At 66.4% G+C, this 19,929-nt stretch carries 21 protein-coding genes; 17 read left to right on the top strand and 4 right to left on the bottom strand.

The window, feature by feature from the left end:
- Positions 1-196: 196 nt before the first annotated feature.
- On the bottom strand, positions 197-1,888 hold the full coding sequence (locus M9H71_RS20485; RefSeq protein WP_455406757.1) for a methyl-accepting chemotaxis protein: 1,692 nt from the start codon (positions 1,886-1,888) through the stop codon (positions 197-199).
- A 548-nt stretch (positions 1,889-2,436) separates the two neighbouring features.
- Here M9H71_RS20485 and M9H71_RS20490 point away from each other — a divergent pair.
- The 5 genes from M9H71_RS20490 to M9H71_RS20510 all read left to right on the top strand — a co-directional run bounded on the left by M9H71_RS20490 (position 2,437) and on the right by M9H71_RS20510 (position 4,664).
- Positions 2,437-2,793 carry a hypothetical protein gene (locus M9H71_RS20490; RefSeq protein WP_455406758.1) on the top strand — a complete coding sequence of 119 codons (357 nt, stop codon included), beginning with the start codon at positions 2,437-2,439 and terminating at the stop codon, positions 2,791-2,793.
- Positions 2,726-3,424 carry an RNA polymerase sigma factor gene (locus M9H71_RS20495; protein WP_455406759.1) on the top strand — a complete coding sequence of 233 codons (699 nt, stop codon included), beginning with the start codon at positions 2,726-2,728 and terminating at the stop codon, positions 3,422-3,424. Before M9H71_RS20490 ends, M9H71_RS20495 begins: the two co-directional genes overlap by 68 nt.
- Positions 3,421-3,840, top strand: coding sequence for a hypothetical protein (locus tag M9H71_RS20500; RefSeq protein WP_455406760.1), 420 nt, complete (start codon positions 3,421-3,423; stop codon positions 3,838-3,840). Before M9H71_RS20495 ends, M9H71_RS20500 begins: the two co-directional genes overlap by 4 nt.
- Entirely contained in the window at positions 3,837-4,280 is a 444-nt protein-coding gene (locus tag M9H71_RS20505; RefSeq protein WP_455406761.1) for a periplasmic heavy metal sensor, read from the top strand. The genes M9H71_RS20500 and M9H71_RS20505 overlap by 4 nt, the downstream gene beginning before the upstream one ends.
- 96 nt (positions 4,281-4,376) lie before the next feature.
- Complete coding sequence (locus M9H71_RS20510; protein ID WP_234826961.1) at positions 4,377-4,664, top strand: cysteine rich repeat-containing protein; 288 nt, start codon at positions 4,377-4,379, stop codon at positions 4,662-4,664.
- A 16-nt stretch (positions 4,665-4,680) separates the two neighbouring features.
- Here the strand turns inward: M9H71_RS20510 and M9H71_RS20515 are convergent, their stop codons facing one another.
- Positions 4,681-5,526: a DUF1499 domain-containing protein gene (locus M9H71_RS20515; RefSeq protein WP_455406762.1), complete on the bottom strand. Its 846-nt coding sequence runs from the start codon at positions 5,524-5,526 to the stop codon at positions 4,681-4,683.
- Between the two features lie 381 nt (positions 5,527-5,907).
- Here M9H71_RS20515 and M9H71_RS20520 point away from each other — a divergent pair, with 381 nt between their 5' ends.
- The 10 genes from M9H71_RS20520 (at position 5,908) to M9H71_RS20565 (ending at position 14,412) form a co-directional block, all read left to right on the top strand.
- Positions 5,908-6,468 carry a MarR family transcriptional regulator gene (locus tag M9H71_RS20520; RefSeq protein ID WP_230766873.1) on the top strand — a complete coding sequence of 187 codons (561 nt, stop codon included), beginning with the start codon at positions 5,908-5,910 and terminating at the stop codon, positions 6,466-6,468.
- 194 nt (positions 6,469-6,662) lie between these two features.
- Entirely contained in the window at positions 6,663-7,184 is a 522-nt protein-coding gene (locus M9H71_RS20525; RefSeq protein WP_455406763.1) for a flavin reductase family protein, read from the top strand.
- 35 nt (positions 7,185-7,219) lie between these two features.
- The gene (locus tag M9H71_RS20530; protein ID WP_455406764.1) at positions 7,220-8,692 is read left to right on the top strand and encodes a 4-hydroxyphenylacetate 3-hydroxylase family protein; all 1,473 of its coding nucleotides are present in this window, start codon (positions 7,220-7,222) and stop codon (positions 8,690-8,692) included.
- A gap of 13 nt (positions 8,693-8,705) precedes the next feature.
- Complete coding sequence (locus M9H71_RS20535; RefSeq protein WP_455406765.1) at positions 8,706-9,086, top strand: cupin domain-containing protein; 381 nt, start codon at positions 8,706-8,708, stop codon at positions 9,084-9,086.
- Between the two features lie 100 nt (positions 9,087-9,186).
- Positions 9,187-10,059, top strand: a complete 873-nt coding sequence (locus M9H71_RS20540) for a branched-chain amino acid ABC transporter permease (RefSeq protein ID WP_455406766.1) — start codon at positions 9,187-9,189, stop codon at positions 10,057-10,059.
- Positions 10,059-10,919 carry a branched-chain amino acid ABC transporter permease gene (locus M9H71_RS20545; RefSeq protein ID WP_455406767.1) on the top strand — a complete coding sequence of 287 codons (861 nt, stop codon included), beginning with the start codon at positions 10,059-10,061 and terminating at the stop codon, positions 10,917-10,919. The genes M9H71_RS20540 and M9H71_RS20545 overlap by 1 nt, the downstream gene beginning before the upstream one ends.
- Positions 10,916-11,686, top strand: coding sequence for an ABC transporter ATP-binding protein (locus tag M9H71_RS20550; protein ID WP_455406768.1), 771 nt, complete (start codon positions 10,916-10,918; stop codon positions 11,684-11,686). The genes M9H71_RS20545 and M9H71_RS20550 overlap by 4 nt, the downstream gene beginning before the upstream one ends.
- Positions 11,683-12,444 carry an ABC transporter ATP-binding protein gene (locus tag M9H71_RS20555; RefSeq protein ID WP_455406769.1) on the top strand — a complete coding sequence of 254 codons (762 nt, stop codon included), beginning with the start codon at positions 11,683-11,685 and terminating at the stop codon, positions 12,442-12,444. Before M9H71_RS20550 ends, M9H71_RS20555 begins: the two co-directional genes overlap by 4 nt.
- 19 nt (positions 12,445-12,463) lie before the next feature.
- The gene (locus M9H71_RS20560) at positions 12,464-13,639 is read left to right on the top strand and encodes an ABC transporter substrate-binding protein (protein WP_455406770.1); all 1,176 of its coding nucleotides are present in this window, start codon (positions 12,464-12,466) and stop codon (positions 13,637-13,639) included.
- Positions 13,640-13,719: 80 nt separating this feature from the next.
- The gene (locus M9H71_RS20565) at positions 13,720-14,412 is read left to right on the top strand and encodes a DUF2848 domain-containing protein (RefSeq protein WP_455406771.1); all 693 of its coding nucleotides are present in this window, start codon (positions 13,720-13,722) and stop codon (positions 14,410-14,412) included.
- A gap of 347 nt (positions 14,413-14,759) precedes the next feature.
- On the opposite strand, the gene M9H71_RS20570 is transcribed toward M9H71_RS20565, so the two are convergent.
- Complete coding sequence (locus M9H71_RS20570) at positions 14,760-16,388, bottom strand: fatty-acid--CoA ligase (RefSeq protein WP_455406772.1); 1,629 nt, start codon at positions 16,386-16,388, stop codon at positions 14,760-14,762.
- Between the two features lie 120 nt (positions 16,389-16,508).
- On the opposite strand from M9H71_RS20570, the gene M9H71_RS20575 reads away from it, so the two are divergent.
- On the top strand, positions 16,509-17,585 hold the full coding sequence (locus M9H71_RS20575; RefSeq protein WP_455406773.1) for an extensin family protein: 1,077 nt from the start codon (positions 16,509-16,511) through the stop codon (positions 17,583-17,585).
- A gap of 312 nt (positions 17,586-17,897) precedes the next feature.
- Here M9H71_RS20575 and M9H71_RS20580 read toward each other — a convergent pair whose 3' ends face one another.
- Positions 17,898-18,581, bottom strand: coding sequence for a L,D-transpeptidase (locus tag M9H71_RS20580; protein ID WP_455406774.1), 684 nt, complete (start codon positions 18,579-18,581; stop codon positions 17,898-17,900).
- A gap of 341 nt (positions 18,582-18,922) precedes the next feature.
- Here M9H71_RS20580 and M9H71_RS20585 point away from each other — a divergent pair, with 341 nt between their 5' ends.
- Positions 18,923-19,903, top strand: a complete 981-nt coding sequence (locus M9H71_RS20585; RefSeq protein WP_455406775.1) for a magnesium transporter CorA family protein — start codon at positions 18,923-18,925, stop codon at positions 19,901-19,903.
- The last annotated feature ends 26 nt before the right edge of the window (positions 19,904-19,929 follow it).

The raw sequence follows: 19,929 nt of genomic DNA on the forward strand, positions 1-19,929 counted from the left end.
CCGGTGCAGAACCGTCGCGCCGTCAGGACGCAGCGGTGGAACCTGCTCCGAGGAGTAAACCGGCTTGGTTAACGCCGGCTTTACCAAAACCTCGTGCGGTTACGGAGGATGGGCGGCGCGATGTCGCGTATCGCCGCCGACATGCAAAGGCCGGCGCCCTCGCAGGCGCCGGCCCCAGCCATGGACGTCGAGACGGTTACGCCGCGCGCACCGACTCCAGGAAGTTCGACACTTCTGTCTTCAGCCGGGTGGAGTCGCCGGACAGCGATTTCGCCGCCGCCAGCACCTGGGCCGAAGCCGCGCCGGTCTCGGTGGCACCGCGCTGCACGTCGGAGATGTTGGCCGACACCTGCTGGGTGCCGAGCGAGGCCTGCTGGACGTTACGTGAAATCTCTTGCGTCGCCGCGCCTTGTTCTTCCACCGCGGCGGCGATGGTCGAGGAGATCTCCGACATCTGGCCGATGGTCTGGCCGATCTCCTTGATGGCCGCCACCGACTGATCGGTCGCCGCCTGGATGCCGTTGATCTGCTGGGTGATCTCGCCGGTGGCCTTGGCGGTTTGTTCGGCGAGCTGCTTCACTTCGGCGGCGACCACCGCGAAACCGCGGCCGGCCTCGCCGGCGCGCGCCGCCTCGATGGTGGCGTTCAGCGCCAGCAGGTTAGTCTGGCCGGCGATGTTGCTGATCAGCTCGACCACGTCGCCGATCCGCGCCGCCGCCTTGGCGAGTTCTTCGACCCGGCCGTTGGTCTGCCGCGCCTGGTCCACCGCCTCGTGGGCGATCCGAGCGGATTCCTGCACCTGGCGGCTGATCTCGTTGACCGACGAGCTCATCTCCTCGGTCGCCGAGGCCACCGACTGCACGTTGGTGGAGGCTTCCTCGGAGGCGGCAGCGACCGCGGTCGCCAGATCCTGCGATTGGTCGGCGGTGCGGGTCAGCGTGGTGGCCGAGGCTTCGAGTTCGTTGGAGGCCGCCGAGACGGTCTCGATGATTTCGCCGATCGCGCGTTCGAAAGCGTCGGCGAGGCGACCGGCATGAGCCTTGCGGTCTGCGGCGCTGCGCGCCTCCATCTCCTTCTGCTCGGCCTCGAGCCGCTGGCGTTCGAGGGCGTGAACCTTGAACACTTCGACCGCGCCCGCCATCTCGCCGATCTCGTCACGGCGACCGATGCCGGGCACCTCGACCTCGAGCCGGCCGCTGGCGAGGTCTTTCATCGCTGCGGTCATGGCGTGGATCGGCTTGGTGATACGCCGCGCGATCACCACCGAGGCCAGGATCGTCAGCAGCAGCACCAGTGCGGCTGCGATCAGCGAGCGCTGCATGGCGCCCCAGGTCTGGGCTTCGAGGTCGTCGATATAGACGCCGGTGCCGATGATCCAGCTCCACGGCTCGAACCCGGCCACATAGGTCAGCTTCGGCTGCGGCTCGTTGGTGCCCGGCTTCGGCCAGACGTAGTCGACGAAGCCGCTGCCGTTGCGCCGCACGGTGTCGACCATCGCCACGAACAGCAGCTTGCCGTTCGGATCCTTGGCGCCCGACTGATCCTGTCCGATCAACTGCTTGGCGATCGGATGCATCAGCATCCGGCTGTTCATGTCGGTGATGAAGAAGTATTCGCTGCCGCCGTAACGCAGCCTTGAGATCCGCGCCTGGGCGCGCTTCTGCGCCTCGTCGGTGCTGATCTCGCCGCGCTGTGCGGCGTCGTATTCGTCCTTGACGAAGCTGATCGCCAGTTCGGCGAGGTGTTTGAGCTCGATCTGTTTCTGCTGCTGTAGGCCGGTCGCCAACTCGCGGGAGTCGAGCAGGGTGATGCCGAGAAGGCCGAGGAAGCCGAGGCCGATGAGGAGATAGATTCGGCGGCCGATGGTCATACGCAGTCGCGACAGCATCAATTGCGCTCCAAAAAGGCGTCCGAACGGCCTCACAGCCGGTCGGTGCGCAGCACTATTTTCCGATGGATGTTCACAGGCCGGATCGCGCCCCGTGTCTTGCTTTGCGTCTCGCTCGGGATCGCATCGACTGGGTGACGCTGATCGCTCCACGCCAGTGGAGCGCGAACACGCAACGCCCGACGAACGCGGATGAGGAGACCCCTCGTGTCACCCGAGGGTATCAGCAGGTCTGACATTTGCGACGATGAGGTAGCAGTGCCAGCAGTTCCCAAAACCATGCGATCCAAACACTATCGTTTTAGTAAACGGTGGCGGTCGTACCTCGGACGGGTACTCGGCTATCGATTGATAATTGTGCGAAATCCAACACAGGAGTACCGAGGGGGTTGCCCTGAGCCTCGGTATTCTACGAAGTGATACCATTGGTCGCACGATCGGTATCCTGCCGCGAAGGAAATCCCCGTTGGCGTCGTATTCCCGACATCGGTCCGCTGCAGCGGGCTTTGCTGCAGCGGGCTTGGTTTCGACCAGGAAAGGATGTCGTGATGCGCAAATGGATGATGACGGCGTCGTTGGCCGCCTGGGCACTGGCCGCCTCGGCAGGCTCTGCTGCCGTGGGGGCGCCGCTGGCGCCTGCCGCGCGCCCCGTGGTGGTCGCGGCCGATGCGACGCTGCCGATCGAGACCGTGGCCTGCGTCCGCGGCGGCTGGCGCGGCGTCGGGGTATATCCCGGCTGCGGCTACTATCGCCGGCCCTACTACTATCGGCCGTACCCGTATTACGTCGCGCGTCCGTATCCGGTCGCCCCCGTCTATGTCCCTCCGCCGGTGATCGTTGCTGGGCCGGCGGTGGTGCCGGCGCCGCGGCGGTGCTGGATCGCCGGCGCTTGGCGGCCGTGTTGATCGCGTGCCGGCGGTCGTCGCCAGGCAAACGGCTGGCGTCCCGGCCGAAGCCGGCTGCTTGCGCCCGGTGAGCCTCGAGGACGACAGCGACGAGGCGCTGATGCTGGCCGTTGCGGCGCGCCGGCAGCAGGCGTTCCGCGTGCTGATGGCGCGCCACATGCCGCGCGCCATCCGGCTCGCCCAGCGCATCGTCCGCGATGCCGCAGAGGCGGACGACATCGGCCAGGAAGCGTTTCTGCGGGTCTGGAACAAGGCGTCGTCGTTCGATCCGGACATCGCGCGGTTCTCGACCTGGCTGTATCGGATCGTGCTGAACCTCAGCTTCGACCGTACCCGCAAGCCTCGGCACGCGCCGATCGAGGAGGCCGCCGAGGTGGCCTCCGGCGATCCGGCGCCGGTCGAGGCGCTGATCGCCGCGCAGCAGCAGCGCCTCTTGGAGGCGGCGCTGGCCGAGCTGCCGGAGCGGCAGCGCGGCGCGATCGCGCTGTTTCATATGGAAGGGCTGTCCGGCGAGGACGCGGCGCGTGCGATGAATCTCAGCCCCAAGGCGTTCGAGTCGCTGCTCGGCCGCGCTCGGCTTGCGCTCAAGAAAGAAGTCGAAAAACGTCAGGACGACAGGAGGCGGGCATGACGCTCGATCAGTTCAGGGATTTGGCCGAGATCTGGGGCGGCGACATCGCGCGCTGGCCGGCGGAGACGCGCGGCGCGGCGCGGGTGATCGCCGCCGGCGAACCGGGCGCGGCGGTGCTGCGCGAGGCCGCCGCGTTCGACGCGCTGCTTGCGATGCCGCCGGAGGTGACGTCGGTGCGGGCGGAGCGCGCGGCGCTCGGCGTATTGCAGCGGATCGGTGCCGGCACCTCGCGCGAGCCGTGGTATCGTCGGCTATTGCAGCCAGCCTCGCTGCTGCCGGCCGGCACTCTCGCCTGCTCGGCGCTGGTCGGCCTGTGGCTCGCCGGCACGCTGCCATATCAGCATTCGCATGAGGCGCTCGCCGCGATCGACGCGGTGTTCGATTCCTCCGTCGTCACGGTGTGGAGCCCGCAATGAAGATATCGTTTAGTCGCTTCACCGCCGGGCGCTGGCTGCTGCTGGGATCGCTCTGCCTCAACGTCGCGCTCGGGGCGTATGTGGGCGCGCAGTGGCTGCGGCCGCCGTGGGCGCCGCTGCATGCCGGGGTTCCGATGCGGCTGATCGAACGCGTCGCCTCGCGGTTGCCGCCGGCCGACGCCGAGGTTCTTTGGCGCAACTTCCACGCCAAGGAAGCCACGCTGAAGCCGCTGCAGCGCGACTACGTGGCGGCGCTGCGGGCCACCCTGAACATCGCGGCGCAGCCGGAGCTCGACAAGGCGGCGCTGCGCGCCGCGGTCGAGGCCACCCGCGACAAGCGCAGCAAGGTCGGCGACGCGATGATCGACACCTTCGTCGAGACGCTGGAGCAGATCTCTCCGGAAGGACGCCGCCGCCTTGCCGACGGGCTGTTTCGCTGACGCGCGGCGCGAAGGATCGGAACGGCTCGAGGGTATCAACTACGTCCGTCTCGACGACGTTCACTTCGAACCCAAGGATTGGCCATGGTGCAACGAATGAAGACTTCGCGTTCCTCCGATCGTCCGGCGCCGCTGTTCCGCGCCGCCGACGCCCTGGTGCGGGCTACGCTCGCCGCCGCCTGCGTGATCGCAGGCTTGATGCTGACGCTGCAGATCGCCAGCGCGCAAGACAGAGAGGCGATGCGAGAGGCCTGCAAGGGCGATTATCAGAAACTCTGCAGCGGAGTGTCGCCGGGTGGCGGCCGCATCAAGAAGTGCCTGAACGACAATTTCAGCGCGCTGTCGGATCCATGCAAGCAGGCGCTCGGCGGCGCCGGCAAGTAATCGGCGCCGCGGCCGATTACTTCTTGGCCTTGGTCTTGGCCGGCTGCTTGGCGGCCGGCTCGGCCTTCGGGGTCGGCGCGTTCTCGACCGCGGTGTTGATGTCCTCGGTCAGCTTGGCGATCCGCGCCGCGTTGCTGCCGAGGTCGCTTTCGAAGTAGCGCGACGACGAGCGGATATCGATCCTGGTCTCCTCGCCGTCCGGCCGCAGCCGGATCACCACGTCCTCGGGCAGGCTGAGGATGGTGGTGCGCGAAACCGCCTCGATGTGGCCCTCGCGCTTCGGCGGCTGCGGCGCGCGCTCGTCGACAACCCGCCATTTCCGCCGGTTCACCAGTTGCAGCACGATGTCGTAGGCGCGCTGCACCGGCATCTCGACCTGCAGCGTCTCGATGTTCGGATAGGCGGCACGCTGGCGCTCGGCGGAGTACAGGCCGGCATAAACCGCGGTGTTGACGTCGTCGCCGACCCGCAGCCGCGCCAGGGTGTCGAACTTCGGCGGATCGATCGAGTCGGTGGTGATGTCGTGGATCGCCGGCAGGGTGCGGTACTGCCAGCCGAGATAGGCCGGGTAGGCGAGGATCAGTGCATCCAGCAGCAGCGCCAGCAGGATGCGCGGAATGCCGCGCGAGCCGTTCTGCCAGATTGCCGCAAACCCGACGAGCGCCAGCACGATCGAGACCCCGGCCAGCGACAGTGCGCCGAACAAGGTCGCCATCGCGGGGCGCATTTCCAGAAAGCCGAACCTAACCACCGCGATCGACACCAGCGTCGCCACCGCGGAGAACACCGCGAGATTGCGCGCCCAGGTGGCGGGTCCGGAGACGGGCTCCTTCAGATACGGAGCGGAGAATCTGCGCGCCATCGAGTCACGACTGCCGGGTTCGAACGCGGCAGCCTTCGCGCCGCAGGAGCCTTCGTTGAGACCACGGCCGGCAGCCGAATTCAAGGCCGGAGAGTGCACCGGCCGGCTCGACCTGCTGATTCTCGGGTCCGGCGGCGCGTCGCTGCCGGTCGCTGTGATCACCGCGTTGATTGTGTGGCGAACCGCTCGTGCGGACCGGCCTTGCATCGCGGGCTCGATGGCTATGCCGACTACGCGGCGCAGGCACTCTATCTCGCAGCTTCCGCTCCGCGCTCAGCGCAGAGACTGGCCGCGCGATCTGAACCTGTACAAGCAGCGTCTTCTGTATGAAGAGTACCATTCGTCCGGCCGTCTGCGCCGCGAACCCAGGGGAGGGAGAGTTTGCGCCGCGCAACCGTATCGAAGTCGGAGCTGATGGCCGGCGGTGACGACGAGGTTTTCCGCACCTTCATTCACGACTTCCTCGCGTTCAGCGCGCGGGTCGATCAATGCCGTGCCGGCTTCGGTGATCGTCTCGGGATTTCAGGCATCGCCTATACGACGCTGATCTCCGTGGCGCATCTGCAGGGCGAGGAGGGCGTCGGCGTCAGCCGCGTTGCCGAGCATCTGCATCTGTCGGGCGCCTTCGTCACCATCGAAGTGTCGAAGCTGGTGAAGGCCGGACTGATCCACAAGCGCGCCAACCAGGAAGACCGCCGCCGCGTGCTGCTCACCGTGACGCCGAAGGCGCGCAAATTGCTCGAGCAGCTCGTCGAAATTCAGGCGCCGGTCAACGACGCGCTGTTCGATTGCCTCAGCGCGTCGGAGTTTCGCCAGCTCGCATCGATGATGGCGCGGCTGGTCGCGTGCGGCGACAAAGCGGTCGCGCTGATGAATTTCCTCACCGCGCCGTCGGCGCCGGCCGCATCCGAGATCGCGCGGAAAACCTCGCGTCGACGCTGACCTCGGATCGTCTTTCGTCACATCGTTGAGCCGAGTTGTGGCGGCCTGTCGGGGCCGCCGGCTGCGACATTGTGCCCAAATTCATGCCGCAGTGCCGCATCATTTATCAGCAACTGCATCGCATTCGCGCTTGACTAGCTTTTTAGAATAGCTTTGGATCAAAGCTACTTGGAGCGACGACGAGTTGGCGGTTGATGATTCAGGACGTGCGGCAGTTTCGATCGGCGTTATCGCAATTCGCGACCGGCGTTGCCGTGATCACGGCGCGTGGCGAGGCTGGCGTGCCGATCGGGATGACGATGAGTTCGTTCAATTCGGTCTCGCTCGACCCGCCGTTGGTGTTGTTCAGCGTCGATCGCCGCGCGCTCAGTCTGCCGGCGATGCAGGCCGCCGAGGGCTACGCCGTCAACATTCTGAGCCGCGGCCAGGAAGCGCTGTCGAACCAGTTCGCCAAGGCGTCCACGGACAAATGGAGCAACGTCGCGCATTCGGTCGGCCACGCCGAGGCGCCGCTGCTGGCGGGCGCGATCGCGCATTTCGAGTGCGCGCCTTACGCCCAGTACGACGGTGGTGACCACGTCATCTTCGTCGGCCGGGTGGTGCGTTTCAGTGCGCGCGACGACGAGGAGCCGTTGGTGTTCTTCCGCGGCAAGTATCAGAGCCTGAGCCGGCAGGAGGGCAGCGAGCCGATGTGGCCGCTGCCGATCCACTACTGACCGGCGCGGGCGTCAGCATAGGGAAGCGAGTGACGATGAAGACAGGACAACAACATATCGCCGGCCTTCGCGACGGGCGCGCCGTTTTCATCGACGGTCGCCGGGTCGACGACACCACCCGGCACCCGGCGTTTCGCCGTGCCATCCATTCGGTCGGCAAGCTGTTCGATTTCGCCGCCGACGAGGCCAATCGCGAGCTGATGACCTTCGTGACCCCGAGCGGCGCTCGCGCCAACCGGATCTGGCAATTGCCCGAGAGTTTCGACGAGCTGCGCCAGCGCCGCACCGCGCTCGAAGCGTGGGGTGGGCTGCACGCCGGCTTCCTCGGCCGCGCGCCCGATCACGTCGCCTCCTGCATCGCCGGCATGTATATGGGGCTCGATCAATTCGAGGCCTACGACAAGGATCGCGCCAAGGCGCTGTCCGACTACTACGCCTATGCGCGCGACAACGATCTGTATCTGACCTACGTCATCATCAATCCGCAGGCCGACCGCTCCAAGAGCGCCGCCCAGCAGAAGGATGCGTTCCTCACCACCGGCGTGGTCGATCAGGACGCCGAAGGCATCACCGTGCGCGGCGCCAAGATGCTGGCGACCGGCGGCATCATGGCGGACGAAGTGTTCGTCACCTGCATCCAGCCGCTGCAGCCGGGCGACGAACCCTATGCGCTGTCGTTCGCGATCCCGATGAACGCCAAGGGGCTGTCGATCCTGTCGCGCAAGTCCTACGAGGAGTCGTCGCCCTCGGTGTTCGACAATCCGCTGTCGAGCCGGTTCGACGAGAACGACGCGGTGCTGTACTTCGACGACGTCAAGGTGCCGTGGGACCGAATCTTCGTCTACAAGAACCTGGAGATGTGCCAGAAGCAGTTCCATGCGACGCCGGCGCACGTCTATCAGAACTATCAGGCGATGGTTCGCCTCTCGGTGAAGCTGCGCTTCCTGATCGGCATGGCGCGGCGGATCGCCGAAACCAACGGCGTACTCGGCTTCCCGCAGGTTCGCGAAACTCTCGGTCAGCTCGCCGCCGAAGGCGGCATGGTCGATGCCTTTGTCGCCGCGATGGAAATCAAGGGCACCAAATACGGCCGCTACTACGTGCCGGACCGCCACACGCTGTACGCGGCGCAGACGCTCACCCAGCAGCTCTACGCCAAGGTCCTCAACACGCTGCGCGAACTCGCCGGCGGCGGCATGATCATGTTGCCGTCCTCGGTCCGGGATCTCGCCAATCCGGAGATTGCGGCACTCGTCGAGAAGACCCAGCAGTCGCCGGCGGCGGGCGCGCTCGACAAGGTCAAGTTCTACAAGCTGGCCTGGGACGCGGTCGGTTCGGAGTTCGCCTCGCGTCATCAGCAATACGAGATGTTCTACGCCGGCGCGACCTTCGTCACCAAGAACCATTCGTTCCGCACCTACGACTGGGACAGCGCCGGCGGCCTCGTCAGCCAGATGCTGTCCAGCTACGAGCTCGCCGACGAACTGAAAACCTCGCAAGCCGCCTGATCAGGAGCGCATGATGGCTGTCAACAAGATCCACGACGAATTCCGTGCCGTCGATATGAGCACGGGCTGGGAGGTGCCGGCCGGCTATCCCAAGGGCATTCAGCAGAAGATCCTGTCCGGCGGACTCGACGAAGAAAACCGCCGCGGCTCGCGCAGCCGCCTGCTGCGGTTCGAACCGGGCGAGTTCACCACCAAGCCGTTCGTGCACGAGTACTGGGAAGAAGTGTTCCTGGTCTCCGGCGACCTGACCGTCGGCAACGACGAGGACGGCAATGGCGGCGAGAGCTTCAAGCCGTTCACCTATGCCTGCCGTCCGCCGGGCGCGTTCCACGGTCCGTTCAAGTCCGAGACCGGCTGCGTGCTGTTCGAACTGCACTACTTCGACCCGGTGTAAGGCGCGCGATGAAGGACGTCACCATCAGCACTTTGGGCGGCCATCGCCGCAGCGTTCGGGCCGCCGCGGCCCGGCTCGCTCCGGCGTGCGGAGGTCGGGCATGATCGCGCAGCAGTTGATCAACGGCGTGATGCTTGGCTCGATCTACGTGCTGGTGGGGGTGTCCTTCACGCTCGCGATCGGCATCCTCAACTTCCTCAACTTCTCCATCCCCGGCCTCTTCATGATCGGCGGCATGGTGAGTTGGGTGTTGCTGACCCAGGGTTGGCATTGGGCAGCCGCGATCGGCGTTGCGCTCGCCGCCGCGGCTCTGGTGTCGCTCGCGGTCGAGCAATTGTCCTATCGGCGCACCCGCGGCGCCGATCCGGAAGTGCCGCTGGTGTCGTCGCTTGGATTTCTGGTGCTGCTGGAGAATCTGGTGCTGGTCGGCGTCGGCTCCGATCAGCAGACATTTCCGTCGCTGCTCGGCGATTTCAACTTCCGCATCGGTGGCTTGGTGATCGGTGCCGCGCAGGCCATCAGCCTGGTGCTGACCTTCGCGCTGGTGGTCGGGCTGTCGTTCGTGCTCGGCCACACCAATCTCGGCCGCCAGATTCGGGCGATCGCCGAGAGCCGCTCGACTGCGGTGCTGCTCGGGGTCGACGTCGGCCGCCTGGTGCCGAAGATCTTCGTGCTGACCGCGCTGTTCACCGCGCTCGGCGGCGTGATGTTCGCGCTCAGCTATCTGCAGGTGTCGCCGTTCATGGGCGAGGGCGTCGGCTTCAAGGGCGTCGCCGCGATGATCATCGGCGGCATGGGCAGCGTCTGGGGCGCGGTGATCGGCGGCTTGATCATCGGCCTGATCGAGGTCGGCTCGATCTGGGCGTTCGGCGCCGACACCGTCAACATCGCGGTCTACGGCTCGCTGCTGCTGCTCTTGATCCTGCGGCCGCACGGACTGTTCGGCAAGCCGGCGATCCGGGAGAAGCTGTGATGAGCGGCTATCAGACCGGCGTCCTGATCATCCTGTGCTTCAACATCATGGCGGCCTATGCGGTGTATCTGCCGCTGGTCGCCGGACAGCTCAATCTCGGCATCGCCGGCTTCATGGCGATCGGCGCCTACACGGCGGCGTATCTGACCAACGAAATGGGCTGGTCGCTGATCGCGGCGATCCCGAGCGGCGGGCTCACGGCCGGCGCGCTGGCGCTGCTGGTCGCGGTGCCGATCCTGCGCACCCACGGCATCTATCTGGCGCTCGCCACCTTCGCGCTCGGCCAGGTGATCTCGGCGGTGTTCCTCAATCTCGAAGTGGTCGGCGCCGCCGCCGGCTATCCGGTCGCGACCTACGCGTCGCCGGTCGCCGTGTTCTCGGTCACGGCGGCGGTCGTGCTGTTCGTGGTCGGCCTGTCGCAGACCCGCTTCACGCTGTATCTCACCGCGATCAAGAACGACCGGCTGGTCGCCGATCTGCTCGGCCTCAAGGTCTGGGGTCTGCAGGTCGCGGCGTTCACGCTCGGCGCGGCGATCGCCGGCATCGGCGGCGGGCTGTACGCGCATCATTTCAGCTTCATCGAGGCGCAGCACTTCAGCGTCCAGCTCAGCATCTACACGGTGCTGTACGTACTGCTCGGCGGCACCCAGACGGTGTGGGGCCCGCTGGTCGGCGCGCTGTTCTTCAGCCTGGTGCCGGAGCTGCTGCGGGCCGGCGAGGCCTGGCGCTACGTGATTTTCGCCGCGCTGATCGTCGCATTTATGGCAGTGCGTCCGCAGGGGCTGGTGACATCGACGGCGCTGCGCGGCATCGGCCGCCTGTTCGGGCGCAAGCCTGCCGCACCGGGGGCTCAGCCATGAGTGCCAAGGCTCCGTTGCTCGCGCTCGACAATGTCTCGAAATCGTTCGGTGGCCTGCGCGTCATCCGCGACCTCAGCTTCTCGGTGGCGCGCGGCCAGACCGTCGGTCTGATCGGCCCGAACGGCGCTGGCAAGACCACCGCGTTCAACATGGTGAGCGGCGTGTTTCGCCCCGACGACGGCACTGTGTCGTTCGACGGGCGCGACATCACCAACATGGCGTCGCGCCGCCGGATCGGGCTCGGCATCGCCCGCAGCTTCCAGAACGTGCGGCTGATGCAGCATCTCACCGTGTGGGAGAACCTGCTGGTCGGCCAGCATGTCCGCGCCTCGGGCCTTCTCAACCTGCTGACGCCGTTCCGGCTGATCCCGAACCACCGCTGGCGGCGCGAAGTGGTCGCCGCGCTCGACGAGATGGGCCTCGGCGGTTACGCCGACGCAACGGTCAGCGAGCTGCCTTACGGCATCCGCAAGCGGATCGATCTCGTCCGTGCCACGCTCGCAGGCGCTTCGCTGCTGATGCTCGACGAGCCGGCGGCGGGCCTCAACCCGGTCGAAACCCAGGCGCTCACCGCGCATCTCGAAGCGCTGAAGGCGCGCGGCATCACGCTGCTGATCGTCGAGCACGACATGCACTTCGTCGACAAGATCTGCGACCACGTTGTGGTGCTCAATTTCGGCAGCAAGATCGCCGAGGGGCCGCTGTCGGTGGTGCAGCACGACGCGGTGGTCCGCACCGCCTATCTCGGCGCGGAGCAGGCCGCATGAGCGCGATCCTCTCCGTCTCCGATCTCACCGTCGCCTATGGCGGCGTCACCGCGCTCGATGGCGTCTCGCTCAGCGTCGAGGAAGGCGAGATCGTCACCGTGCTCGGCGCCAACGGCGCCGGCAAGACTACGCTGCTGCTCGGCATCATGGGCGCCGTGCCTGCAATGCGGGGCCGCATCCAGTTTCGCGATGCCGATCTGTCGCGCGCCCGGCCGCATACCCGGCTGGCGCAGGGGCTGGTCCTCGTCCCGGAAGGGCGGCAGGTTCTGGTGTCGCTGACGGTCGAAGAGAACCTGTTGCTCGGCGCGCATCTGCGCCGCGACCGCCAGGCGGTGCGCAGCGAGATCGCCGCGATCTACGAGCGCTTCCCCAATCTCGGCGAGCGCCGTCACACCGCGGCGGCCACGCTGTCCGGCGGCGAGCAGCAGATGGTGGCGATCGGCCGGGCGATGGTGGCGCGGCCGCAGGTGCTGATGCTGGACGAGCCGTCGCTCGGCCTGTCGCCGCTGTTCGTCTCCAAGGTGTTCGATCTGATCCAGGAGATGAACCGCAGCGGGCTGACGATCGTGCTGGTCGAGCAGAACACCGGCAAGGCGCTGTCGGTCGCGCACAGCGCCACCGTGCTCGAACTCGGCAAAGTCGCGGTGGCCGGTCCCTGCGACGCGCTGCGCAACGATCATCGGCTGCTCGAAGCCTATCTCGGCGGCAGCGCCGAGTCGTCCGGCGAGCCGCAGCCGATGCGGGTGGGGTCTCAATGAAGAGAAGAGGAACAGGCTGATGAAGGCGAATATGGTGGCGGCGGGTGTCGCGCTCGGACTGATCGGCGGGTTCGCGGGAGGCGCGCAGGCGGCCGACCTCGTGCTCGGATTCTCGATGGCCAAGACCGGCCCCTATGTCAGCCTCGCCAACACCAACGAGGTCGCGGTCGACATGGCGGTCGACGAGATCAACGCCAAGGGCGGCATCGGCGGCAACAAGATCAAGCTGGTCAAGTTCGACACCGGCGGCGATCCCAAGCAGGCCGCGCTCGCGGTGCGGCAGTTCGCCGAGGACAACAAGGCGCTGGCGGTGATCGGCCCGTTCTCCTCCGGCGAAGTGCGCGTCGCATTTCCGGCCGGCGAACGTCTCGGCATCGTGCAGATGTCGATGTCGTCATCCGCGCCCGGCCTGACCAAGGGTTTCACCTACGGCTTCCGCAACACCCGCGACGAAGGCACTGTGATCTCCGAAGTGCTGGCGACGCTGCGCGACAAGAAGCTGCCGATGGCGACCGGCGCCACCGCATTCGCGACCGACGACACCGTGTCCAAGGCGGTCGGCACCAAGGTGCTGCCGGCGCTGTTCAAGAAGTTCGATATCGCCGACAAGGGCGCGGTCGACTTCCAGTACAACGCCTTCGATCTGTCGCCGCAGGTCTCGCAGCTCGCCCAAATGAAGCCGGACGTGATCGGCCTCGGCGCGCCGCCGGAAGCTGCCATCAACCTCGCCAAGGAATTGAAACGCCAGGGCGTCAGCGCGCGGCTGGTCGGCGGCACCACGGTGGCCGATCCCGATCTTCCGCGCCGGATGGCGGGCGCCGGCAATTCGATGACGATCGGCACGACGTTCTTCGCCGAGCTCAACGACCGCACCAAGGCATTCGCCAAGGAGTTCGCGACGCGGGCCAAAGAAGCGGGCATGACCCGGCTGGAGCCGAACCAGCAGGATGCGTCGGCCTACGATATCGTCTATCTGCTGGCCGAAGCGATGAAGACCGCCAAGACCACCGGCGATGCCGGCAAGGTCGCGGCCGAGCGCACCGCGATCCGGGACGATCTGGCCAAGTTGAAGGGCTTCGCCGCGCTTGAAGGTGAAATCTCGTTCGCGGAAGATCGCGACGCCATCAAGCCGATCTACGTCATCGAAGCAGGTGACCAGAGCTGGCATCTGCTCGACACCCGCAAGGGCCAGTAGTTCACTCATCCGCATCGTGCCGGGAGGCGACGCCGTCCCCGCACGATGCTCGTTCAGCCGCCAATCTCGCGAGACCAGTCATGTATGCCGCCCCCATCGAATTCCTCGTCCACGAACAGGGCCGCAAGGTCCCGCGATTGGTCCAGATCGGCGATCTGATCATCGCCGGCTGGACCGGCCGTGATCCGGTGGCGCGCGACAAGCACATCAAGGAACTCGAAGAGCTGGGCATTGCGCCTCCGGCCTCGACGCCGATCTACTACCGCGTCGCCGCCAGCCGGCTGACGACGCGGACCGCGATCGAAGTCTCGGACGAGAACTCCAGCGGCGAGGTCGAATTCGTGCTGATCAAGTCCGGCGGCAAGCTCTATGTCGGCGTCGGCTCGGACCATACCGACCGCAAGGTCGAGACCTACAACATCACCGTGTCCAAGCAGATGTGCGACAAGCCGGTCGCGCCCGATCTGTGGGCCGTGGACGATGTCGCCGCGCATTGGGACCAGCTCGTACTGCGCTCCTTCGCGACCATCGGCGGCGAGCGCGTGCTGTATCAGGAAGGCACGCTGTCCGGCATGCTGCCGCCGGCCGAGCTGATCGAACGCGAATTCGGCGCTGCCGGCCTGCCCGAGGGCGCCGCGATGTTCGGCGGCACTTTCGCCGCCAAAGGCGGCATCCGCCCGGCGACGCGCTTCGACTACGAACTCAGCGACCCGGTCAAGGGCCGCAGCATCAGCAGCGGCTACGAGGTACGGACGCTGCCGGTGTTGGGCTGATCAGAGTTAGTTAGTTCTTCAAGGCGAAGCACAGCGTAGCCCCAAGCACAGCGCGCCCCCTCTCCCGCGTGCGGGAGAGGGCTGGGGTGAGGGCGACGCGGGCAGTGAGTCCGCGTTATGCTGAAGCGCCGAAGCCCTCACCCGGCTCGCTCCGCGATCCGACCTCTCCCGCAAGCGGGAGAGGTTACGTCGTGCTCGGCGAGAGGTTTCGAACAACAACTGAGCTGCACGTTTGATGCAGGTCGAGGCCTCAGCCCCAGCCGCAGAGCGCTCCCTCTCCCGCTTGCGGGAGAGGGCTGGGGTGAGGGCGTCGCGGGCAGTGAGCCGGCGTTGCGCGCTGATAACCGTTACGCTGCCGCGCCCGGCAGCGTGTAGGTCTTGAACTGATCGCGCAGCGCCGTCTTCAGGATCTTGCCGGTCGCCGTGTGCGGGATCGCTTCGACGAACACGATGTCGTCGGGCATCCACCATTTGGCGATCTTGCCGTCCATGTATTCCAGGATCTCTTCCCGGGTGCAGGTGACATCCGGCTTGAGCTGGCAGATCAAGAGCGGCCGCTCGTCCCATTTCGGGTGATACACGCCGATCACGGCGGCCTCCGCCACCTTGGGATGGCCGACCGCCAGATTCTCCAGGTCGATCGAGGAGATCCACTCGCCGCCGGACTTGATCACGTCCTTGGAGCGGTCGGTGATCCGCATGTAGCCGTCCTGGTCGATGGTGGCGACGTCGCCGGTGTCGAAGAAGCCGACATCGTCGAGGATCTCGGTGTCGACGCGGTAGTACTTCTTGGCGATCGCCGGGCCCGACACTTTCAGCCGGCCGAAGGTCTTGCCGTCCCAGGCGACGTCCTTGCCGGCGTCGTCGGTGATCTTCATCTGCACGCCGAACGGCGGATAGCCTTGCGTCGCCAGCACGTCGAGCCGGGCGTCGCCGGTGGTCTGATCGAACGGCGGCTTCAGCGTGGCGAGCGTGCCGAGCGGGCTCATCTCGGTCATGCCCCAGGCGTGGCGCGCCTCGGCGCCCATATCGACGAACGCCTTGATCATCGAGCGCGGCATCGCCGAGCCGCCGCACACCACCATCTTCAGATGCGGCAGCGTCAGCTTTTCCTTCTGCATGTATTGCAGCAGCATCAGCCACACCGTGGGGACACCGGCGGTGTGCGTCACCTTCTCGGTCGACAGCAGTTCGTACACCGAGGCGCCGTCGAGCTTGGCGCCCGGCATCACCAGCTTGGTGCCCATCGACGGCGCCGAGAACGCGATGCCCCAGCTATTGGCGTGGAACAGCGGCACCACGGGGAGCATGGTGTCGGCGGCGCGGGTGCCGAGCGCGTCCGGGTTGTTGGCCATCAGCGCGTGCAGCACGTTGGAGCGGTGCGAATACAACACGCCCTTCGGATCGCCGGTGGTGCCCGAGGTGTAGCACATTGCCGCCGCGGTGTTCTCGTCGAAGGTGCCCCACTCGAAATCGCCGTCGGCTTCCTTCAGCCACTCCTCATAGGCGACCGCGTTCTTCAGCGTGGTCTGCGGCATGTGCTCCTTGTCGGTGAGCACCACGAACCGCTCCACGCTCGGGATCTGGTCGGCGATCTTCTCCAGGATCGGCACGAAGGTGAGATCGGTGATCATCACCCGGTCCTGGGCGTGATTGACGATCCAGGCGATCTGGTCCGGAAAAAGCCGCGGATTGACCGTATGGCAAATCGCGCCGATTCCCATAATGCCGTACCAGCACTCGAGGTGCCGGGCGGTGTTCCAGGCGATCGTCGCGACGCGGTCGCCGAGCTTGATGCCGGTGCGATCCAACATCTGGCTCACTTTCAGCGCCCGTTGATGGATCTGCGCATAGGTGGTGCGGATGATCGGCCCCTCGACCGACCGGGTGACCACCTCCTGGTTGCCGTGGATCCGAGCTGCGTGCTCGATGATCCGATGACACAGCAAAGGCCAGTCTTGCATCAGTCCAAGCATTCGAGATTTCCTCCTGATCATTATCCCCTTGGGATTGGTTCCGACTTTAGCGCCTACCCGCTTGGCGGAAAACGGTCTTGTCTTCAGACGCTCCGCGGCAAAGCGCCTTTCTGGGGAGTGATGATCGCGCTGGTTGTGGGCGGTGTGTCGGCCGTGAGCGCAAGCGAGCATGTTCCGTTGCCGAAGCCGCGCCCGGCCGCGGCACCGCAGGCGAATGTGGCCGGCGCCGAGCCCGGCGAGACCGAGGCCGCGCCGGCGGAAGCAGCAGAACCTGGCACGGCGCCCGGCGCCAAGGCCGACGCGGCCCCGGCCGCCAAGCCGCCGTCGGCGTGCCGGCTGGCGCTGACCGAGCAGATCGCGATTGCGCCGAGCATTCCGGATATCACCGGGCCCGGCGGCTGCGGTGGCACCGATCTGGTGCGGCTCGAAGCGGTGGTGCTGCCGGACGGCGGGCGCGTTGCGGTGTCGCCGGCCGCGACGGTGCGCTGCGGCATGGCACGCGCGCTGGCCGATTGGGTGCGGGCCGACATCGCGCCGCTAGCAACCTCGCTCGGCAGCCGGGCCGCCGCCCTCGACAATTTCGATGCGTATGAATGTCGTGGCCGCAACCGGGTGCGCGGCGCCAAGCTGTCCGAGCACGGCCGCGCCAACGCGCTCGACGTTCGCGGCATCAAGCTGGCGGACGGCCGGATGATCTCGCTGACCGACCGCGAGGCGCCGCGGCAGGCGCGCGAGACCGTGATGCAGTCGGTGTGCGCGCGCTTTACGACTGTGCTCGGGCCCGGCTCGGACGGCTATCACGAGGATCACATTCACCTCGATCTCGCCGAGCGGCGCGGCGGCTACCGGATGTGCCAATGGGCGCTGTACGAGGGGCTGCCGGAAATCGCCCCGGCGATGCCGTTGCCTCGCCCGGCCGAGGCGCCGCCGCGCGAGGTCGCGGCCGACGATGAGCGTGCGCCGCAGCAGGCGGCGCCGCCCCCGCAGGAAGCCGCCGAGCCGGCGCCGGCCGACGCGGCCGAACGCGAGCAGGCGGAGCCTGCACCGCCTCCGCCGCCGAAGCCGGCCAAACGCGTCAGGTCCAAAGCGGCATCTAAGCCGGCCGCCAACAAACCGATCGATCTCGCCCCCCGAACGGCGCCAGCGCCAAAGCCCTCGGTCCGCGGCAAGCCGGCGCTGACACGACCGCCGGCCTGACCTCACCCCGCGGCGAGGCTGACCTCTCCCCGCGCGCGGGGAGAGGTCGACCGGTGAGCGAAGCGAAGCCGGTCGGGTGAGGGGGCGTTTCCGCAACGCCGAGACTTAAGTGCTCACATCGCCCCTCACCCCAACCCTCTCCCCGCGAAGAGCGGGGCAAGGGAGCTCTCAGTGCCTGATGCGCTGCCGAGCTCGGCAGTGGATCAACGCGCAGACCGGCACAGGCGCCAGCACCAGATCTCCGCACAAACAAAAAAAGCGCCGGCGGACCGGCGCTTTTGAAAGCTCTATCGGTAATGCGCGCGGAGCGCTTTACTGCATCGCCGTGCCGCTGCCGCCCTGGAGCGCCATCCGCGAGTTGACCGGGGAGTCGCCCTGCTTGCGGTCGAGCACCACCACGATGGTCCCCATCTTGACCTTGCTGTACAGGTCGATGACGTCCTCGTTGGTCATGCGGATGCAGCCCGAGGAGATCGAGGCGCCGATATATTCCGGCTGGTTGGTGCCGTGAATCCGGAACAGGGTGTCGCGATTGCCCTGGTACAGATAAAGTGCGCGGGCGCCGAGCGGGTTGTCGATGCCGCCGGGCACCGAGGACGGCAGGCCTTCGATCCGCTTGTGAATGTCGGCGGTCGGGGTCCATTTCGGCCATTCGGCCATGTTGCCGACGCGCGCGATGCCGGAGAACGCCAGCGCTTCTTCGCCCACGGTCACGCCGTAGCGGATCGCCTTGCCGTTATCGAGCACGTAATACAGAAAGTGGTTGTCCGAATCGACCACGATGGTACCGGGAGCTTCCTTGCGATGATAATCCACGATCGCGCGGCGGAACGGCTCCGGCACCGACACCTTGGCGTAGCGCGCCTTGGCGAGTTGGGCCTTGTCGTTGGGTTTGAGGTTGGCTTCCGGGGCGGCTTGGTAGGTGGTCTGCATGCAACCCGACAGCAGCAGGCCGGCGAGGGCCAGCAGTCCCAGCTTGGTTCCGTTCAACGCCATTCTGAATTCCAATCACGATCTGGCGCACAACCGAGCGCCGGGAGGCATCGTAAAACTCCACGATTCTGCCTGTTAGTATCTCGCAAATGGCCTGGTTTGCCAGCATTACGGCGAGTGGTTCGTAACGAGATGCCGGTGTTGTTGCATTTCTGCCGCATCGCATCTGGCCGCCGACTAATTTTCGGCCAACAGTTGTGGCGCCTTGCAGCACATTGTCATGGCGCTGCCACGCCATGGCCACAAAATACGTAAGTACCCTCGCCGCATTCAGCCATGCCGGCGCTGCCAGACCGGCGCCCGCTCACCCTTCCGCTTCGAACGTCTTCCAGCCTGGAGTCGCCATGCTTGCTTTCTTCGCCCCCGCCGAAGCCATCCTGAAGCGCGCCACCGCGGAGGATCTGGATGCGCTGCCCGAGGAGACGGTGTGGGTCGATCTCGACCGGCCGACGGCCGACGAGGATAAAGCGGTGGAGCGGTTGGCACGGATCGAGGTGCCGACCCGGGAAGACATGCAGGAGATCGAGATCTCCAGCCGGCTGTATATCGCCAACGGCGCCCGCTACATGACCGCCAGCTTGATGTGCGGCGCCGACACCTCCTCGCCGCGACTGTCGCCGGTGACCTTCATTCTGGCCGGCCGGCGGCTGGTGACGGTGCGCTACGACGAGCCGCGGCCGTTCGCGGTGGTGGAGAGCCGGCTGGCCCGGACGCCGGGCTCCGGAACCAGCGGCGAGAGCGTGCTGTTCGAGCTGCTCGACGCGGTGATCGACCGCTGCGCCGACATTCTGGAGCGCGCCGGCGCCGACGTCGACGAGGTCAGCCGTGAGATCTTCGAGCCCGAGGGCGCGGCGCGCACCGGCCAGCCGAAGCGCTATTCCGACATCCTGATCGCGATCGGCCGCAAGGGCGACCTGGTGTCCAAGGTGCGCGAGAGCCTGGTCTCGATCGGCCGGGTGGTGGCGTTCCTGTCGGTCGAAGGCGAGGGCATCAAGTTGCCGAAAGACCTGCGCACCCAGCTCAAGACCATGCAGCGCGACGTGCTGTCGCTGACCGACCATGCCAGCTATCTGTCGAGCAAGATCACCTTCACGCTCGACGCCATGCTCGGCGTCGTCAATCTCGAGCAGAACAACATCATAAAGCTGTTCTCGGTGATGGCGGTGGTGCTGATGCCGCCGACCCTGATCGCCTCGGTGTACGGCATGAACTTCAAATTCATGCCCGAGCTGGAATGGGCGCACGGCTACACCATGGCGCTCGGCATGATGCTGCTGGCCGCGGTGCTGCCGTACATGTTCTTCAAGTGGAAGAAGTGGTTGTGAGGTGGCGGCCGTAGGATGGGGTTGAG

It is taken from the genome of Rhodopseudomonas parapalustris (assembly GCF_053772255.1).

What these genes read in the sequence shown, in the direction of transcription:
- M9H71_RS20485 (WP_455406757.1), bottom strand. Translation starts at nt 1,888, where the DNA reads ATGCTGTCGCGACTGCGTATGACCATCGGCCGCCGAATCTATCTCCTC.
- M9H71_RS20490 (WP_455406758.1), top strand. Translation starts at nt 2,437, where the DNA reads ATGCGCAAATGGATGATGACGGCGTCGTTGGCCGCCTGGGCACTGGCC.
- M9H71_RS20500 (WP_455406760.1), top strand. Translation starts at nt 3,421, where the DNA reads ATGACGCTCGATCAGTTCAGGGATTTGGCCGAGATCTGGGGCGGCGAC.
- M9H71_RS20505 (WP_455406761.1), top strand. Translation starts at nt 3,837, where the DNA reads ATGAAGATATCGTTTAGTCGCTTCACCGCCGGGCGCTGGCTGCTGCTG.
- M9H71_RS20510 (WP_234826961.1), top strand. Translation starts at nt 4,377, where the DNA reads ATGAAGACTTCGCGTTCCTCCGATCGTCCGGCGCCGCTGTTCCGCGCC.
- M9H71_RS20515 (WP_455406762.1), bottom strand. Translation starts at nt 5,526, where the DNA reads ATGGCGCGCAGATTCTCCGCTCCGTATCTGAAGGAGCCCGTCTCCGGA.
- M9H71_RS20525 (WP_455406763.1), top strand. Translation starts at nt 6,663, where the DNA reads ATGATTCAGGACGTGCGGCAGTTTCGATCGGCGTTATCGCAATTCGCG.
- M9H71_RS20530 (WP_455406764.1), top strand. Translation starts at nt 7,220, where the DNA reads ATGAAGACAGGACAACAACATATCGCCGGCCTTCGCGACGGGCGCGCC.
- M9H71_RS20535 (WP_455406765.1), top strand. Translation starts at nt 8,706, where the DNA reads ATGGCTGTCAACAAGATCCACGACGAATTCCGTGCCGTCGATATGAGC.
- M9H71_RS20540 (WP_455406766.1), top strand. Translation starts at nt 9,187, where the DNA reads ATGATCGCGCAGCAGTTGATCAACGGCGTGATGCTTGGCTCGATCTAC.
- M9H71_RS20545 (WP_455406767.1), top strand. Translation starts at nt 10,059, where the DNA reads ATGAGCGGCTATCAGACCGGCGTCCTGATCATCCTGTGCTTCAACATC.
- M9H71_RS20550 (WP_455406768.1), top strand. Translation starts at nt 10,916, where the DNA reads ATGAGTGCCAAGGCTCCGTTGCTCGCGCTCGACAATGTCTCGAAATCG.
- M9H71_RS20555 (WP_455406769.1), top strand. Translation starts at nt 11,683, where the DNA reads ATGAGCGCGATCCTCTCCGTCTCCGATCTCACCGTCGCCTATGGCGGC.
- M9H71_RS20560 (WP_455406770.1), top strand. Translation starts at nt 12,464, where the DNA reads ATGAAGGCGAATATGGTGGCGGCGGGTGTCGCGCTCGGACTGATCGGC.
- M9H71_RS20565 (WP_455406771.1), top strand. Translation starts at nt 13,720, where the DNA reads ATGTATGCCGCCCCCATCGAATTCCTCGTCCACGAACAGGGCCGCAAG.
- M9H71_RS20570 (WP_455406772.1), bottom strand. Translation starts at nt 16,388, where the DNA reads ATGCTTGGACTGATGCAAGACTGGCCTTTGCTGTGTCATCGGATCATC.
- M9H71_RS20575 (WP_455406773.1), top strand. Translation starts at nt 16,509, where the DNA reads ATGATCGCGCTGGTTGTGGGCGGTGTGTCGGCCGTGAGCGCAAGCGAG.
- M9H71_RS20580 (WP_455406774.1), bottom strand. Translation starts at nt 18,581, where the DNA reads ATGGCGTTGAACGGAACCAAGCTGGGACTGCTGGCCCTCGCCGGCCTG.
- M9H71_RS20585 (WP_455406775.1), top strand. Translation starts at nt 18,923, where the DNA reads ATGCTTGCTTTCTTCGCCCCCGCCGAAGCCATCCTGAAGCGCGCCACC.